16 protein-coding genes are annotated in these 14,322 nt (G+C 71.3%); 6 read left to right on the top strand and 10 right to left on the bottom strand.

Annotated elements, in window-relative coordinates; genetic code table 11:
- Positions 1-34: 34 nt before the first annotated feature.
- The 4 genes from ACF1AL_RS29635 to ACF1AL_RS29620 all read right to left on the bottom strand — a co-directional run bounded on the left by ACF1AL_RS29635 (position 35) and on the right by ACF1AL_RS29620 (position 4,286).
- Positions 35-1,363 carry a hypothetical protein gene (locus ACF1AL_RS29635; RefSeq protein ID WP_391828157.1) on the bottom strand — a complete coding sequence of 443 codons (1,329 nt, stop codon included), beginning with the start codon at positions 1,361-1,363 and terminating at the stop codon, positions 35-37.
- The gene (locus tag ACF1AL_RS29630; RefSeq protein ID WP_391657136.1) at positions 1,353-1,844 is read right to left on the bottom strand and encodes a DUF6114 domain-containing protein; all 492 of its coding nucleotides are present in this window, start codon (positions 1,842-1,844) and stop codon (positions 1,353-1,355) included. The genes ACF1AL_RS29635 and ACF1AL_RS29630 overlap by 11 nt, the downstream gene beginning before the upstream one ends.
- Positions 1,845-2,025: 181 nt before the next feature.
- Entirely contained in the window at positions 2,026-2,670 is a 645-nt protein-coding gene (locus ACF1AL_RS29625) for a DUF6230 family protein (RefSeq protein ID WP_366841209.1), read from the bottom strand.
- Between the two features lie 644 nt (positions 2,671-3,314).
- The gene (locus ACF1AL_RS29620; RefSeq protein ID WP_366841208.1) at positions 3,315-4,286 is read right to left on the bottom strand and encodes a tetratricopeptide repeat protein; all 972 of its coding nucleotides are present in this window, start codon (positions 4,284-4,286) and stop codon (positions 3,315-3,317) included.
- Between the two features lie 246 nt (positions 4,287-4,532).
- Between ACF1AL_RS29620 and ACF1AL_RS29615 the strand changes: the two genes are divergently transcribed.
- Positions 4,533-5,150, top strand: a complete 618-nt coding sequence (locus ACF1AL_RS29615; RefSeq protein WP_366841207.1) for a TetR/AcrR family transcriptional regulator — start codon at positions 4,533-4,535, stop codon at positions 5,148-5,150.
- A gap of 224 nt (positions 5,151-5,374) precedes the next feature.
- Here the strand turns inward: ACF1AL_RS29615 and ACF1AL_RS29610 are convergent, their stop codons facing one another.
- The 4 genes from ACF1AL_RS29610 to ACF1AL_RS29595 all read right to left on the bottom strand — a co-directional run bounded on the left by ACF1AL_RS29610 (position 5,375) and on the right by ACF1AL_RS29595 (position 9,433).
- The gene (locus tag ACF1AL_RS29610; protein ID WP_391828155.1) at positions 5,375-7,075 is read right to left on the bottom strand and encodes a methylmalonyl-CoA mutase; all 1,701 of its coding nucleotides are present in this window, start codon (positions 7,073-7,075) and stop codon (positions 5,375-5,377) included.
- 96 nt (positions 7,076-7,171) lie between these two features.
- On the bottom strand, positions 7,172-7,510 hold the full coding sequence (locus ACF1AL_RS29605) for a DUF3817 domain-containing protein (RefSeq protein WP_366841205.1): 339 nt from the start codon (positions 7,508-7,510) through the stop codon (positions 7,172-7,174).
- A 130-nt stretch (positions 7,511-7,640) separates the two neighbouring features.
- A complete protein-coding gene (locus ACF1AL_RS29600; RefSeq protein WP_366841204.1) occupies positions 7,641-8,150 on the bottom strand; it encodes a MarR family transcriptional regulator in 510 nt (169 codons plus the stop codon).
- An 11-nt stretch (positions 8,151-8,161) separates the two neighbouring features.
- On the bottom strand, positions 8,162-9,433 hold the full coding sequence (locus ACF1AL_RS29595; RefSeq protein ID WP_391828153.1) for an MFS transporter: 1,272 nt from the start codon (positions 9,431-9,433) through the stop codon (positions 8,162-8,164).
- Between the two features lie 72 nt (positions 9,434-9,505).
- On the opposite strand from ACF1AL_RS29595, the gene ACF1AL_RS29590 reads away from it, so the two are divergent.
- Positions 9,506-10,495 carry a DUF5937 family protein gene (locus ACF1AL_RS29590; protein ID WP_391828308.1) on the top strand — a complete coding sequence of 330 codons (990 nt, stop codon included), beginning with the start codon at positions 9,506-9,508 and terminating at the stop codon, positions 10,493-10,495.
- A 117-nt stretch (positions 10,496-10,612) separates the two neighbouring features.
- On the opposite strand, the gene ACF1AL_RS29585 is transcribed toward ACF1AL_RS29590, so the two are convergent.
- On the bottom strand, positions 10,613-10,930 hold the full coding sequence (locus tag ACF1AL_RS29585) for an MTH1187 family thiamine-binding protein (RefSeq protein WP_391828151.1): 318 nt from the start codon (positions 10,928-10,930) through the stop codon (positions 10,613-10,615).
- Positions 10,927-11,271, bottom strand: a complete 345-nt coding sequence (locus tag ACF1AL_RS29580; RefSeq protein WP_366841200.1) for a DUF3817 domain-containing protein — start codon at positions 11,269-11,271, stop codon at positions 10,927-10,929. Before ACF1AL_RS29580 ends, ACF1AL_RS29585 begins: the two co-directional genes overlap by 4 nt.
- A gap of 158 nt (positions 11,272-11,429) precedes the next feature.
- On the opposite strand from ACF1AL_RS29580, the gene ACF1AL_RS29575 reads away from it, so the two are divergent.
- The 4 genes from ACF1AL_RS29575 to ACF1AL_RS29560 all read left to right on the top strand — a co-directional run bounded on the left by ACF1AL_RS29575 (position 11,430) and on the right by ACF1AL_RS29560 (position 14,079).
- Positions 11,430-12,062 carry an AIM24 family protein gene (locus ACF1AL_RS29575; RefSeq protein WP_391828306.1) on the top strand — a complete coding sequence of 211 codons (633 nt, stop codon included), beginning with the start codon at positions 11,430-11,432 and terminating at the stop codon, positions 12,060-12,062.
- A 1-nt stretch (position 12,063) separates the two neighbouring features.
- The gene (locus tag ACF1AL_RS29570; protein WP_391657139.1) at positions 12,064-12,714 is read left to right on the top strand and encodes an AIM24 family protein; all 651 of its coding nucleotides are present in this window, start codon (positions 12,064-12,066) and stop codon (positions 12,712-12,714) included.
- Positions 12,711-13,508: an AIM24 family protein gene (locus ACF1AL_RS29565; RefSeq protein ID WP_384206762.1), complete on the top strand. Its 798-nt coding sequence runs from the start codon at positions 12,711-12,713 to the stop codon at positions 13,506-13,508. Before ACF1AL_RS29570 ends, ACF1AL_RS29565 begins: the two co-directional genes overlap by 4 nt.
- 94 nt (positions 13,509-13,602) lie before the next feature.
- Positions 13,603-14,079, top strand: a complete 477-nt coding sequence (locus ACF1AL_RS29560) for a MarR family transcriptional regulator (protein ID WP_366841195.1) — start codon at positions 13,603-13,605, stop codon at positions 14,077-14,079.
- Positions 14,080-14,322 lie beyond the last annotated feature (243 nt).

Raw genomic sequence — 14,322 nt, 5'->3', positions numbered from 1 at the left:
GGCGTGCGCGCGCCTGAGGGGTCCGGGTGCCCGGTCAGTCCGTGTAGAGGTGCATGCCGGGCACGTGCAGCGTGCCGCCGAACTGGGCGGCCTGGGTGACCTTCACGTTGGTGAAGTAGATCAGCGGGATGTTCAGCGGCGGCGGGCTGTCCGGGCTGAAGGTGATCGGGATCAGGCCGAAGAGGTTGCCGGAGATGGACTCGGTGTACATCACCGTGTCGCCGTTGCGGATGGTCGACGTCGAGCCCTTGGCCGCCTGCACGTGGTAGGTCGTGCTGGAGCCCGGGTCCTTGACGATCTGGTGCAGGTCGCCGATGTCGGTGCCGCCGGAGATGACGTACTTGAGCACCTTCTTGGTCTTGCCGCTGCTCGTCCGCACCTCGACGACGCCCTGGTAGTCGGCGCCCTTCAGCAGCAGCGAGCTCGCCTCCAGGCGCCAGGGCGCCTCGGCCACGGGGATCTTGTTGTCGACGCCGCCCTCGGCGTCGGTGGCCACCTTGCAGTCGTCCGGCGTGGCGCTCGCCGAGGGGCTCGCGGTGGCCTCGCCGGCGGCCTTGCCGGCCGCGTCGGTGGTGTCCTCGACGGTGCCGGTCACCTTGTCGGTGGTGTCCTTGACCGTCCCGGTCGCCTTGTCGGTCGTGTCCTTGACCGTCCCGGTGACCTTGTCGGTCGTGTCCTTGACGGTGCCGGTGACCTTGTCGGTGGTGTCCTTCACCGTGCCGGCGGAGGAGGCCGAGGGCGAGGGGGAAGCGGACGGGGTGGCGGAGGCGGACGGCGAGGGCGTGTCCTTCTGCCCGCCGCCGAGCAGTCCGCCGAGCGCGTCGCCGATGCCGTCCAGCAGGTTCTTGTCCGTGGCGGACGGCGACGGCGTCGGGGTGGGCGTCGAGGCGCCGCTCCCGCCCGACTTCGGCGCGGAGGAGGTCGGGGCGGTCGGCGTGCTCCCGGTGGCGCCGCCCTTGTCGTCGGAACCTGAACCCGACGAAGAGGACGTGCCGGAGGAGCCGCCGGTGGCGGACGGCGACGGGGTCGCGTCGTCCTTCGTGCCCTGGGCCGTCTCGCTCGGCGAGGCGGACGGCGACGCGGTGGCCGAGGCGTCCTTGCCGTCCTTGCCCAGCGCGTCGACGCAGTCCTTGTAGTCGTCGGCCAGCTTGGACGTCGAACTGGGCGCGTGGTCGTCGGCGACGGCCAGCGTCGGGGTCATCCCCATCGCCATGAGGACCGCGGTCGGCATCGCGGCCACGGCTATCGCCTTGCCGGCCGGCAGGTGGAAGCGGGTGAACAGCGGCTTGCGGGGAGCGGCGTGGCGCGGGCCCGTGGCGTCGGACGCGGCGGCACGCTCGGTGCGGACCTCGTCAGCCGACACGGCGCCCCCCGTCGGGCAGCTCCGCCGGCTGCGGCGCGTCCGGGTCCAGCGGCGCGGCGTCGGTCTCGGCGGCCGCGGGCCGCGGCTTGGCCGGCGCCCAGGAGACGGCGAGCGCGCCGCCGATCAGGGCGAGCAGGAAGCCCATCAGGAAGCCGCCGATGTTGGAGACGACCAGGGACACCAGCGCGAGCAGGATCGCCGCGACACCGGCGAAGACCCGTGTCGCCTTCTGGAACCACATGGTCAGGCCCAGCGTGATCAGCAGTACGCCGATGATGAGGGAGCCGGCGCCGGCGGTGGTCGCCATGGCGATCGACATGGTGCCCAGCTTGAGCGTGGCGTAGGGGAAGTAGGCGATCGGCACCCCACCGAGCAGGGTGAACAGGCCTGCCCAGAACGGCCGGGTGCGCCGCCAGTCACGGAATCGCAGACGCAGCCGGGTGAGGTTCCCGGCGCTCTGGACCGGAGTCTCGGCACTCATGGAAAACAGCTCCCTGGGTCCGGTGGAAGTACGTACCGGCTCGGCCGCGGGCGTGCAGAAGCCGGAAGGTGGAGTCGGGGCGGGGCGGCGCCGGGCCGGGTGGTGCGGGGCGGAGAAGCGGGAACTCCCCCGCCCCACCTGGTCAGCTCAGCTGTGCCAGGTCACCCTGCGGCGGCGACCGTCAGTAGCACTCCATCTTGGGGTCGGTGCCAAGATGCATCTGCAGGCCGCTCAGCTTGAAGGTGCCGGCCGTGGTCGCCCAGGCCGTCTGCTCGACGCCGTAGAGGTCGGCCGAGTCCGCCTGCTGGGCGAAGCCGCCCGGCAGCACGTTGTCGCCCGCCTTGACCTTCGGACCCTTGGTCTGGTCCTTGACCGCAACACCGATGTCGATGTTGTTGAACGTGGCGTCGGCCTTGAGCTGGGCCACGTCGATGTACAGGTTCTTCGCCACGACCTTGTGGTCGTCGTCGGGGCCGGCGTCCAGACGGAGGTAGATCGTCTTCCCTATGAGGGGGATCTCCGTCTTCACGGACTGACACATCTTGGTGATCTCGGCGTCCTGGAACGACGAGATCGCGACCGGGCGGACGGTCTTGTCCTTGCCCTCGGTCGTGGTGTAGCCCGTGTCGATGCCGCCGTACTGGGCGAAGCCCTCACCGTGCAGGTGACCGGCCGACACCTTGAACTCCTGGCCGGACACGCTGAAGGACGCGGCGAGCGCGCCCTGCGCGAGGCCGACCCCGATCGCCGCCGCGGCTGCCACGCTGGGCACCATGACGACGGCGAACCGCTTCCATCTGGTCCCGCCACGCACCTGGGACTCCATATTTCCTCCTTCTCGGACGTACATCTCCTGACCGCCTCAGCCCCTCGACGGCGGCTCAGCCGGGCAGGGATGGGAGAAGTGCTACGTCCTCGGGAAGAAGCGCCTGAGCTCGGCGGCGCTGGAACGCGCCCGAATCACCGGCGATCACCCCCGAGCGACAACCACTGGTCGCGCCTGACACGCATCACGCACAACCTTGCTGGACAGGCTTCGCGGTGGGCGAAGACCCCCCTGTCCAAGAGCCGGCGCCACTGCCGCCGGCTCTGCTCGGTGGGGACCCAGGAAGTCCCGCCACCCGATTGGCTGTCGGGCTACGGGAATGGACCGAGCGTCGCCGATCGTGGTGCATTCTCGCCGCCGACACAAGGGGGTTCGTTACTCGCTAGTAACGGCCGGATCACCGCCCGGCGACCCAGAGGTCTCGGGCGGCGACGGACGGTGTCTCCGAGGGCCCGGACAAAACGATTGATCGTTGGACAGAATCCGACAGAACCACTGCCTGGACTTACTCGCAGTAACAGCGGCCGCGATTACCAAGATTTGGTAAAGCGCGGCCGCAGTGAAGCCGTCTGGCCGAATGTTTCACTCGGGCATCACATGCCCGGGCGTTTAGCGACTGGTCGCGGCGAGGGTCCCCGCGCGGCTCAGAACAGCGCCCGCGCGAGCGCCCGCCGGGCCGCCGCCACCCGCGGATCCTCCGCGCCGACGACCTCGAACAGCTCCAGCAGCCGCAGCCGTACGGCCTCGCGCTCGTCGCCCGCCGTGCGCCGCACCGTCTCCACCAGCCGGCCGAAGGCGTCCTCGACGTGACCGCCCACCAGGTCCAGGTCGGCGGCGGCGATCTGCGCCTGCGGGTCGGCGGGCTTCTCGGCGGCCTCCTTGCGCACCTGCTGCGGGTCCAGGTTCTGCACCCGCTGCAGCAACTCGGCCTGGGCGAGGCCCAGTTTGGCCTCCGGGTGGGCAGGGTCGTCGGCCAGCACGTTCTTGTACGCCTGGATCGCACCGCCCAGGTCGCCCGCGTCCAGCGCCTGCGCGGCCGCGTTCAGCGCGGCCTCGTAGGGACCGGCCGGCACGGCGTCGGCGGCCGGGCCGCCCGGCTCGGCCTCCGGGTCGACGGTCAGGCCGGTGAGACCGAAGCGCTGCTCGGCGACGGCCACCAGCTGGTCGAGGGTCTGGCGGATCTGCTCCTCGCCGGCCGCCCCCTGGAAGAGCGGCAGCGCCTGCCCCGCGACGACCGCGAAGACGGCCGGGATCCCCTGGATCCCGAACTGCTGCATCAGCATCTGGTTGGCGTCGACGTCGATCTTGGCGAGCAGGAACCGCCCGTTGTACTCGACGGCGAGCCGCTCCAGCACCGGGCTCAGCTGCTTGCAGGGCTGGCACCACTCGGCCCAGAAGTCGATGACGACGGGCACCTCGGCGGAGCGCTGCAGGACATCGCGCTCGAAGCCGGCCTCGTCGACGTCGATGACGAGATCAGCGGGCGATACGGCGCCGGCCCCACCCTGCCGGGCCGCTTCGGCGCGCGCCTGCTCGGCCTTGGCCTTGGCCTCCTGGGCCGCCTTCACCGCGGCGAGGTCGACGACGCCGCTCATGGACATGTTCCGTGGCTGCATGCGTCTATCCTCCCCCGTCCGCGCGCCTGCGTGAAAACGATCCGAAAAGCCGGTCCCGGCCCCGGGCCCGGCCCCTGTGTACGGTGACGCCGGGTCCCCACCCACGCGTCTGTGGTCGTCGCCCGTGTACGTCCCTCACGGGCTTTCGCTACGAGTCGTAGCGTAATGGCATCGGGGCGCCGCGCGACACCACCTCCCGGTGATCTCCCTCACGACGCCGCGGAAACGGCCGGATATGGTCGAGGCATGCACAGCCGCAGCCCCGCCGCCCGCCCCGGCCGCCCGCGCAGCGCCGCCGCGGACGCCGCGATCCTGGCCGCGACACGCGAGGCGCTGGTCGAACTGGGCTGGTCCAAGCTGACGTTGGGGGACGTGGCGACACGGGCCGGGGTGGCCAAGACGACGCTGTACCGCCGCTGGTCGGGCAAGAACGAACTGGTCGTCGACGCGGTCGCGGAACTCTTCGACGAGTTGGAGCTGCCCGACCGCGGCAGCCTGGCCGCCGACATCGAGGGCGTGGTCCTGCAGTTCGCGGCGATCCTGGCCCGCCCGGAGGCCAAGAGCGGCCTGATGGCGGTGGTGGCCGAATCCACCCGGGACGACGCCCTGCGCGCCCGCATCCGCGAGTCCGTCGTGGAGCGTCAGAAGCGGCTGGTGACGGAGGGCCGGGCGCGGGCCAGGGAACGCGGCGAGCTGCCCCCCGAGACGGATCCCGCGGAGGCGGCCCGCACCGCCGACCTGATCTTCGACGTGGTGGCGGGCGCGGTGGTCCACCGCACCCTCTTCAGCGCGGAACCCGCCGACGAAACGTGGGTCCACAACTTCACGAAGATCCTGCTCCTGGGCCTGACCCAACTCCCGTGACGCCGGGGCGCCCAGCCGACGCAGCCGCGGGCCGCCCGGGCCGCCGCCCCGACGTAGCTGCGTCAGCGTCGTAGCTGCGTCTGCGCCGTAGACGCGCCAGCGCCGTAGACGCGCCAGCGCCGTAGACGCGGGCAGTCGTGCCGCTGGGGCGGCACGGGTGGGCGCAGCGGCACCCCGCAACGCCGGGCCGCGCACCCCACGGCGTTCACCCAGGCGCCGGGCGCCTAGAAGCCCGCCGGCTCCGTGTACACCCCCCACTCGTCCCGCAGCACCCCGCAGATCTCCCCGAGCGTGGCCTCGGAACGCACCGCGTCCAGCATCGGCTCGATCATGTTCGCCCCGGACCGCGCAGCGTCCAGCATCCCGTCCAGAGCCGCCCGCACCGCGGCCTCGTCCCGCGCCGCCTTCCGCTCGGAGAGCACCCGCACCTGCTCGCGCTCCACCTCGTGGCTCACCCGAAGGATCTCCAGGTCCCCGGTCACGGACCCGGTGTGGACGTTCACGCCCACGACCCGCTTCTCGCTCTTCTCCAGCGCCTGCTGGTACCGGAACGCGGACTCCGCGATCTCCCCGGTGAACCACCCGTCCTCGATCCCGCGCAGGATGCCCGAGGTGATCGGCCCGATCGGGTGCTGTCCGTCCGGGTGCGCCCGCAGCCCCCGCTCCTTGATCTGGTCGAAGATCTTCTCCGCGTCGGCCTCGATCCGGTCGGTGAGCTGCTCGACGTACCACGAACCGCCCAGCGGGTCGGCCACGTTGGCGACGCCGGTCTCCTCCATCAGCACCTGCTGCGTGCGCAGCGCGATCTCCGCGGCCTGCTCGCTGGGCAGGGCGAGGGTCTCGTCGAGGGCATTGGTGTGCAGCGAGTTGGTGCCGCCGAGGACGGCGGCGAGCGCCTCCACGGCCGTGCGCACGACGTTGTTGTACGGCTGCTGGGCGGTCAGCGAGACACCCGCGGTCTGCGTGTGGAACCTCAGCCACTGGGACTTCTCGGACTTCGCGCCGTACACGTCCCGCATCCACCGCGCCCAGATGCGCCGCGCCGCGCGGAACTTGGCGATCTCCTCGAAGAAGTCGACGTGCGCGTCGAAGAAGAAGGACAGGCCGGGCGCGAACACGTCCACGTCCAGCCCGCGCGACAGCCCCAGCTCGACGTATCCGAAGCCGTCCGCGAGGGTGTACGCCAGCTCCTGCGCGGCCGTCGCGCCGGCCTCGCGGATGTGGTAGCCGGAGACGGACAGCGGCTTGTAGGCGGGGATCCTCGCGCTGGTGTACTCCATCAGGTCGCCGATGAGGCGCAGATGGGGCTCCGGCTGGAAGAGCCACTCCTTCTGGGCGATGTACTCCTTGAAGATGTCGGTCTGGAGCGTGCCGTTGAGCACGCCCGGGTCGACGCCCTGGCGCTCGGCGGCCACCAGGTACATGCAGAAGACGGGCACGGCGGGCCCGCTGATGGTCATGGAGGTGGTGACGTCCCCGAGCGGGATGCCCTTGAACAGCACCTCCATGTCGGCGGCGGAGTCGATGGCGACACCGCAGTGCCCGACCTCGCCGAGCGAGCGCGGGTCGTCGGAGTCGCGGCCCATGAGCGTCGGCATGTCGAAGGCGACGGACAGGCCGCCGCCGCCGTTGCCGAGGATCATCTTGTAGCGCTCGTTGGTCTGCTCGGCGTTGCCGAACCCGGCGAACTGCCGGATGGTCCACGTCCGCCCTCGGTAGCCGGTCGGATACAGCCCGCGCGTGAAGGGGTACTCCCCGGGCCAGCCGATCCGCTCGAAGCCCTCGTACGTGTCCCCGGGCCGGGGCCCGTACACGGGCTCCACGGGGTCGCCGGAGAGCGTGGTGAAGTCTGCGTCGCGCTTGCGTGCGGCGTCGTACCGGGCCTGCCAGCGGCGGCGGCCCTCCTCGATGGCGTCAGCGTCCATACCCTCGAATTTACTAGGACGTCCTAGTAAATGTCGATGGCTGACCGCCGTACAGGTGTACGGCGGTGGGGGCCGGCGCCGGGAGGCGCGGCGGCGTCAGGCCTTGGCGACCGCGGGGGCCGGGTCGGCGACCTTGGCCTCCAGCTCGCGGCTGACCTTGCGCTCGACGAAGAACGCGGCCGTCGGGATGGTGCCGGCGAGCAGCACCCACAGCTGCTTGGCGACCGGCCACTTCGCCTTGGAGCCCAGGTCGAAGGCGAAGATCAGGTACACGACGTAGAGCCAGCCGTGCGCGATACCGACGATCTTGACGAAGCTGTCCGCCCCGTTCATGTCGGCGCCGTACTTGGCGATGCAGCCGAGGGTCAGCAGAACCAGCAGCACGCCCGTGACGTAGGCCATGACGCGGTAGCGGGTCAGCACGCTTCGTTTCATGCATACGAGCGTAACCGCCCGAAAAACCCCCGCGGCAGCGGGGGAGCGGTCCATCACCCGGCATCGGGTAAGCACCCTCTTCGGGACACCTCCGCACCGGCGGAGAGCAGCGCGCTGACCCGCGGAAACCCTACTCCTCGTCGAAGTCCTTCGCCGCGACCCGCAGCGGCCGCAGCATGGCGAAGATCTCCGCGCACTCCTCCGCGTCGTAGACGCCGAGGCCGAAGTCCATCGCCATCAGGTCGCGGGTGGCGGCCTCGACGACCTCGCGGCCCTTGTCGGTGATGGAGGCGAGGGTGCCGCGACCGTCGTTCGGGTTGGGGCGCTTGGCCACCAGACCTGCCGTGACCAGGCGGTCGACGGTGTTCGTCACGGAGGTGGGATGCACCATCAGCCGCTCGCCGATCTTCGACATCGGCAGCTCGCCCGCCTTGGAGAAGGTGAGCAGCACCAGCGCCTCGTACCGCGCGAACGTCAGCCCGTACGGCTTGACCACCGCGTCCACCTCGGACAGCAGGATCTGTTGCGCGCGCATGATCGACGTGATCGCGGCCATGGCCGGGACGCTGCCCCAGCGCTGCTTCCACAGCTCGTCGGCGCGGGCGATGGGGTCGAACGGGAGGCTGAGTGGCTTCGGCACGTCATCAGACCCTACCCGCCGGTCATATGGCGGTCAGCACTGTCTCGCCTTTCGGTCGCCGGCGCCGCGTGACGGGTGCGCCGGGCCTCCCCCGCCAGCACCGCGCACACCGCCGTCCCCAGCAGCCCCGCCCCCGCGACGGTGGCGGTGACCCCGGCGAACTCCGCCACCACCCCGGCCAGCGCCATGCCCACGCCCTGGAGCGTCATCAGGCCCGCCGTGAGCAGGGTCATGGCCCGGCCGCGCAGCTCCCCGGGCACGTCCCGCACCAGCCACTGGTCCAGGCCCAGGGTGTAGGCGGCGCCGGCCCCGGAGAGGACGAGCAGCAGCAGGGACACCGCGAGGCCCGGCCGCAGGGCGTATCCGGCGTACGGCAGCAGGGTGACGCAGACCAGGGGCAGCGCGATCCTCTCGCGCGTGGCGGGGCGCAGCCGGGCGCCCGCGAACAGCTCGCCGGCGATCGTGCCGACGGGCAGCGCGCACATCAGCAGGCCGAGGCCCGCCGAGCCGGCGCCCAGCCCGGCGGCGTACGGCGCGGCCAGCGCCTCGGGGACGACGGCGAAGAGCGGCGGGATCCAGAAGAGCAGCAGCAGGACGCGCACCCGCCGGTGGGCCAGCACCTGCCGGGCGCCGCGCAGCGAGTCGGCGACCAGCGCCCCGCCGGCGCGGGTCCGCGCGGGCCGGCGAGGGGTGCCGAACCGCAGCAGGGCCGCCGAGCCGAGGAAGGTGCCCACGGTGATGAGCAGCGCGTGCCGCGGCGACACGGCGGTGAGCAGTACGCCGCCGAGGCCGAAGCCGGTGAGGAGCGCGCTCTGCGAGACGATCCGCAGCAGGGAGCGGCCCAGCACGAACAGGTCGCCGTCGCCGAGGATGTCGGCGAGCGTGGCCATCCGGGTGCCCTGGAAGACCGGCGCGACGACGGCGAGACCGCAGCGCAGCGCCAGCAGGACGGCGATGCCGGTGCCGGGCACCGCCATGGGTGCCACGCAGGCCGCGCACACCAGGTCGCAGAGCACGAGCACGCGGCGGGCCGGGTGGCGGTCGGCGAGGGAGGCGAGCAGTGTCCCGCCGATCAGGTAGGGCAGGAAGCCGAGCGCGAAGGCGAGCGCGCTGAGCAGCGGTGAGCCGGTCTGGTCGTACACCAGGACGGACAGCGCGATCTCGGCGACGACGAGGCCGAGCAGGGACAGGGCGTGCGCCGCGAAGACGGCGCGGAACTCGCGGACCTGGAAAAGGCGCAGATAGCCGGTGGGGGCGGGCGGGGCGGTGGTCTGGTCGGGCATGCGCAGCAGGGTCGCCGGGCGGCAAGGGCGGTTCTAGACTTTCGGCTCCAGCCGAATCTTCGCGAGGTGCCCGTGCCGTCTCTGCTGCACTTCGGGGAGGACGACTTCCTGCGCTGCCGGTTCGCGCTGTCGCCGCTGTGGGAGACGCAGGAGGTGGTCCGCACCCTCAAGCGGACGGAGCGGCACGGCTACCACGTCCGGTGGCTGCGCGGGATCGGCGCGGCGGCCGACGGGCTGGACCTGTCCGCGCTGTGGCTGCTGATGCCGCGGCGCGGCCACTCCCCCGACTGGCTGTGCCCGCCGCCGATCGGCCCCGCGGCCGGCTTCGAGGAGGAGATCGCCGCGGTCCGTGCGGCCGACCCGGTGGCCGCCCGCGCGGACACGGCCCGTTCCCTGGCGGACACCCCGGGCGCGCTTCAGTCCGCGCGCGGCCGGGCCTGGCTGGCGGATCCGGAGCGGATGGTGCGGGAGCTGGCGGACGCGCTGGAGGCGGTGTGGCACGCCCTGGTGGAGCCGCACTGGCCGCGGCTGCGGGCCCTGCTGGAGGCGGACATCGCCTTTCACTCCCGGCGGCTGGCCGAGGTGGGTCTCGGCGGGCTGCTGCCGGAGATCAACCGGCGCTTCGGCTGGCACGCGGGGACGCTCACCGTGGAGTACCAGGGCGAGCACGAGCGGCACCTCGGCGGGCAGGGCCTGGTCCTGATGCCGAGCGTCTTCGTCTGGCCGGACGTGGTGTCCACCTTCGAGCCGCCGTGGCAGCCGACGCTCGTCTATCCGGCGCGCGGGATCGGCGGGCTGTGGACCGAGCCCGCCGGTGACGCGCCCGGGGCGCTGGTACGGCTGCTGGGCCGGGGCCGGGCGGCCGTCCTGACCGCGCTGGCCGAGCCGGCGAGCACCACGGCCCTCGCCCACCGGCTGGGCCTGGCCCCGTCCTCGGTCTCCGCCCACCTGACGACCCTGCGCGACGCGGGCCTGCTCGTCGGCCGCCGCTACGGCCATCAGGTCCTGTACGAACGCACTCCGCTGGGCATGGCCCTGACGGCGGGCACCCCGCACGACTGACGCAGGCGGGTGCGGGGCGCCCGGCGCCTTGCCACGGCGACAGGGGGTGACGGCGACCCCCTCAGGGGCGCGGGGAACTGCGCGGCCGGCCCACCGCCGGCCCGCACCCGGCGATGATCAGGAATCCACCCGGTCAGGCGCCGCAGGCGACAGGTGGCGTTCGACCGTCTCCACCTTGGAGGTGAGGCCGTCCGTCACGCCGGGGCGGATGTCGGCCTTGAGGACGACGGAGACGCGGGGCGCGCGGGCCTCGACGGCGGCGACGGCGCGCTTGACGACGTCCATCACCTCGTCCCACTCGCCCTCGATCGAGGTGAACATCGCGTCGGTGCGGTGGGGCAGCCCGGACTCGCGGACCACACGGACGGCGTCGGCGACGTACTCCCCCACGTCCTCGCCGACGCCGAGGGGCGTCACGGAGAAGGCGACGATCATGCGTTGACGACCCCTTCCTTGCGGGCGCGGGCGGCGATGACGGCGTCCTCGGCCTCACGGCGCAGCTTGCGCTCGGCGAAGAAGCCGCCGGTCGGCAGGACCGACAGCACGAAGTAGAGCGCGGCGGTCTTCAGCGGCCACTTGGCGCGGTTCCAGGCGTCCGCCCAGAAGAGCACGTACAGGACGAACAGCACGCCGTGGACCATGCCCATCACGGGGACCGCGTCGAAGTCCGTGGTCCGCTTCAGGACCGAGCAGACGAGCAGGATCAGGAAGGACACGGCCTCGGGCGCGGAGACCAGGCGGAGGCGTCGGAGGGCGGTGGCGGTCTTGAGGTCCACGGGTCACCTTCGGTCGTGGGGGCACTGCGGTTTGTGAACGGAAGCACAAGCGTGCGCCCATTGTGGCAAACACGCCCCGTAGGGGTCCGCTCAGGGTCGTTCTCCGCCCAGGGGCTCTGTCCGCCCTTCCCACCGGCCGCTACTTTCCTTGCGTGGCGATGTTCCGACTGCAGGGCAGCAAGGTGCTCGCCGTCGACATGACCGGGGACACCGTGAAGGCGAAGAACGGCTCCATGGTCGCGTACGACGGACAGATGGCCTTCAAGAAGCTGACGGGTGGCGGTGAGGGCCTGCGGGGGATGGTGACCCGGCGCCTCACCGGTGAGCAGATGACGGTGATGGAGGTGAAGGGGCACGGGACCTGCTGGTTCGCCGACCGGGCGGCGGAGATCAACCTGGTGACGCTCCAGGGGGACAAGCTGTACGTCGAGTCGAGCAATCTGCTCGCGACGGACGCGGGCCTGCGGACGGGCACGACGTTCACCGGGCTGCGCGGCGCCTCGCAGGGCAACGGGCTGTTCACCACGACGGTGGAGGGGCACGGGCAGGCGGCGATCACCTCGGACGGGCCGGCGGTGGTGCTGCGGGTGTCGCCGCAGTACCCGCTGAGCGTCGACCCGGGCGCCTATGTGGCCCATCAGGGCAACCTGCGCCAGTCCGCCCAGTCGGGTGTGACGTTCCGCACGTTCCTGGGCGAGGGCGGCGGCGAGGCCTTCCAGATCCGCTTCGAGGGGGACGGGCTGGTGTACGTGCAGCCGAGCGAGCGCAACACGATCGCGGGGGACGTCTGAGATGGCCTTCCGCGAGATCAACTCCAAGATGGTCGAGGCGACCGTGGTGCCGGGGCAGCGGCTGTACAGCCAGCGCGGCGCGATGCTCGCCTACCGGGGCGAGGTGTCCTTCACCCCGAACGTGCAGGGCGGCCAGGGCGGCGTCCTGTCGATGATCGGGCGGCGCATCGCGAACGAGGCGACGCCGCTGATGACGGTCGAGGGCAGCGGCACCGTGCTGTTCGGGCACGGCGGCCACCACGTCCAGGTCATCCACCTCACCGGCGACACCCTGTACGTCGAGGCCGACCGGCTGCTCGCCTTCGAGGGCACCCTGACGCAGGGCACCGTGTTCCTGGGGGCGCAGGGCGGCGTCATGGGCATGGTCCGGGGTCAGGTGAGCGGCCAGGGGCTGTTCACCACGTCGCTGAAGGGCCACGGGGCGGTCGCCGTGATGGCGCACGGCGGGGTCTTCGAGATCCCGATCACCCCGCAGCGGCCGGTGCATGTGGACCCGCAGGCCTACGTCGCCCACCACGGCGACGTGCGCAACAAGCTGTCGACCGCGCTCGGCTGGCGGGACATGGTGGGCCGCGGTTCCGGCGAGGCTTTCCAGCTGGAGCTCAGCGGCAGCGGCTCGGTGTACGTCCAGGCCTCGGAGGAGAAGCTGTGAGCACCCCGTACGGCGCCGGGCCGGTCGTGCACGACCCGGCGACTCTGCCCGTCGACGACAACGTCAACGCGTACACCTTCTGCGTGGAGCTCAAGGGGAGCCAGTGGTTCCTGCAGAAGGGGAAGATGATCGCCTACTACGGGGCGATCGAGTTCAACGGGATCGGGCACGGGCGGCTGGACCGTCTGGTGCGCACGTCCTTCCATTCGCCTCTGCACGCGAGCGACTGGGTCGTGGCCGAGGGCTCGGGCAAGATGCTGCTCGCCGACCGGGCCTTCGATGTCAACTCGTACGACCTGGACGACGGCAACTTGACCATTCGCTCCGGCAATCTGCTCGCTTTTCAGCCAAGTCTTTCGCTCAAACAGTCGATCGTGCCGGGCTTTCTGACCCTCATCGGAACCGGAAAGTTCGTGGCCGCATCTAACGGGCCGGTGGTGTTCATGGAACCCCCGATCCGGGTGGACCCGCAGGCGCTCGTCGGGTGGGCCGACTGCCCGTCCCCGTGCCATCACTACGACCACGGGTACCTGACGGGTGTGATGGGCGGTCTACGTGCGATGACGGGCCTCGGCGGGGCCTCCGGTGAGGAGCACCAGTTCGAGTTCGTCGGCGCCGGAACGGTGCTGCTGCAGTCCACCGAGACGCTGATGGCGGAGCAGCCCACGGGGGCGGTTCCGCCGGAGGCCGGAGTACCGGGTTCCGGTGGGGCGCACAGTCCGGCCGGGGGACAACCGGGGGTACCGCGCCTTCCCGGACAGCTGGGTGACCTCCAGCGTCGCTTCGGGCTGTGAGCGGTAGTCTGCGGAGTGTGACGGGTCGAACGCGTGCGCACCGTCACACCGCCCCCAGTAGTTCGCCTTTCAACTTCTTAGGTAGACTTCATTCATGGAGACCGAGACGGCCACGCGGTGGCTGACGGATGCGGAGCAGTGTGCCTGGCGTACCCATCTGGAGGTCAACAAGCTGCTGACGTACCAGCTCGAAAAGGATCTGCAGCCGTTCGGCCTGACGATGAACGACTACGAGATCCTGGTGAATCTCTCGGAGTCGGACGAGCGGCGGATGCGGATGAGTGACCTCGCCTCCGCCACGCTGCAGTCCAAGAGCCGGCTCTCGCACCAGATCACGCGCATGGAGAACGCGGGCCTCGTGCGCCGGGAGAACTGCGAGTCCGACCGGCGCGGGCTGTACGCGGTACTCACCGAGCACGGCATGGAGACGATGAGGAAGGTCGCGCCGCACCACGTGGACTCCGTCCGGCGCCACTTCATCGACCTGCTGTCGCCGGAGGCCCTGTCGGAGCTGGACAAGGCCCTCAAGCCCATCGCGGAACACTTGCGAACGCAACGCGGACGCCCCTGAGCGAACGCACACACGCGAACGCCGGCGGCAGCCGGACGGCTGCTGCCGGCGTCGGCTTCGAAGCGCGGGGCGCCGGTGGCGACCTCAGGGGCGCGGGGAACCGCGCGACCAGCCACCCACACGGCCGCACCCGCCGCACAACCGGCGGGCCCTAGGTCGTGTCCGCAAAGTCAGGGCAGCCAGAGCAGTAGGCAGGCGAGGGTGACCATGGCTTCGTAGTGGCGGGCGCGTTTGTCGTAGCGG

Source organism: Streptomyces sp. NPDC014801 (genome assembly GCF_043082085.1).
Lineage (GTDB): Bacteria > Actinomycetota > Actinomycetes > Streptomycetales > Streptomycetaceae > Streptomyces.
This window is presented reverse-complemented; position numbering and strand designations above follow the sequence as displayed.

Excerpts from the sequence above, each read along its gene's own strand:
- ACF1AL_RS29610 (WP_391828155.1), bottom strand. The coding sequence starts at position 7,075 with ATGGACGCTGACGCCATCGAGGAGGGCCGCCGCCGCTGGCAGGCCCGG.
- ACF1AL_RS29625 (WP_366841209.1), bottom strand. The coding sequence starts at position 2,670 with ATGGAGTCCCAGGTGCGTGGCGGGACCAGATGGAAGCGGTTCGCCGTC.
- ACF1AL_RS29595 (WP_391828153.1), bottom strand. The coding sequence starts at position 9,433 with ATGCCCGACCAGACCACCGCCCCGCCCGCCCCCACCGGCTATCTGCGC.
- ACF1AL_RS29575 (WP_391828306.1), top strand. The coding sequence starts at position 11,430 with ATGTTCCGACTGCAGGGCAGCAAGGTGCTCGCCGTCGACATGACCGGG.
- ACF1AL_RS29615 (WP_366841207.1), top strand. The coding sequence starts at position 4,533 with ATGCACAGCCGCAGCCCCGCCGCCCGCCCCGGCCGCCCGCGCAGCGCC.
- ACF1AL_RS29570 (WP_391657139.1), top strand. The coding sequence starts at position 12,064 with ATGGCCTTCCGCGAGATCAACTCCAAGATGGTCGAGGCGACCGTGGTG.
- ACF1AL_RS29605 (WP_366841205.1), bottom strand. The coding sequence starts at position 7,510 with ATGAAACGAAGCGTGCTGACCCGCTACCGCGTCATGGCCTACGTCACG.
- ACF1AL_RS29585 (WP_391828151.1), bottom strand. The coding sequence starts at position 10,930 with ATGATCGTCGCCTTCTCCGTGACGCCCCTCGGCGTCGGCGAGGACGTG.
- ACF1AL_RS29560 (WP_366841195.1), top strand. The coding sequence starts at position 13,603 with ATGGAGACCGAGACGGCCACGCGGTGGCTGACGGATGCGGAGCAGTGT.
- ACF1AL_RS29620 (WP_366841208.1), bottom strand. The coding sequence starts at position 4,286 with ATGCAGCCACGGAACATGTCCATGAGCGGCGTCGTCGACCTCGCCGCG.
- ACF1AL_RS29630 (WP_391657136.1), bottom strand. The coding sequence starts at position 1,844 with ATGAGTGCCGAGACTCCGGTCCAGAGCGCCGGGAACCTCACCCGGCTG.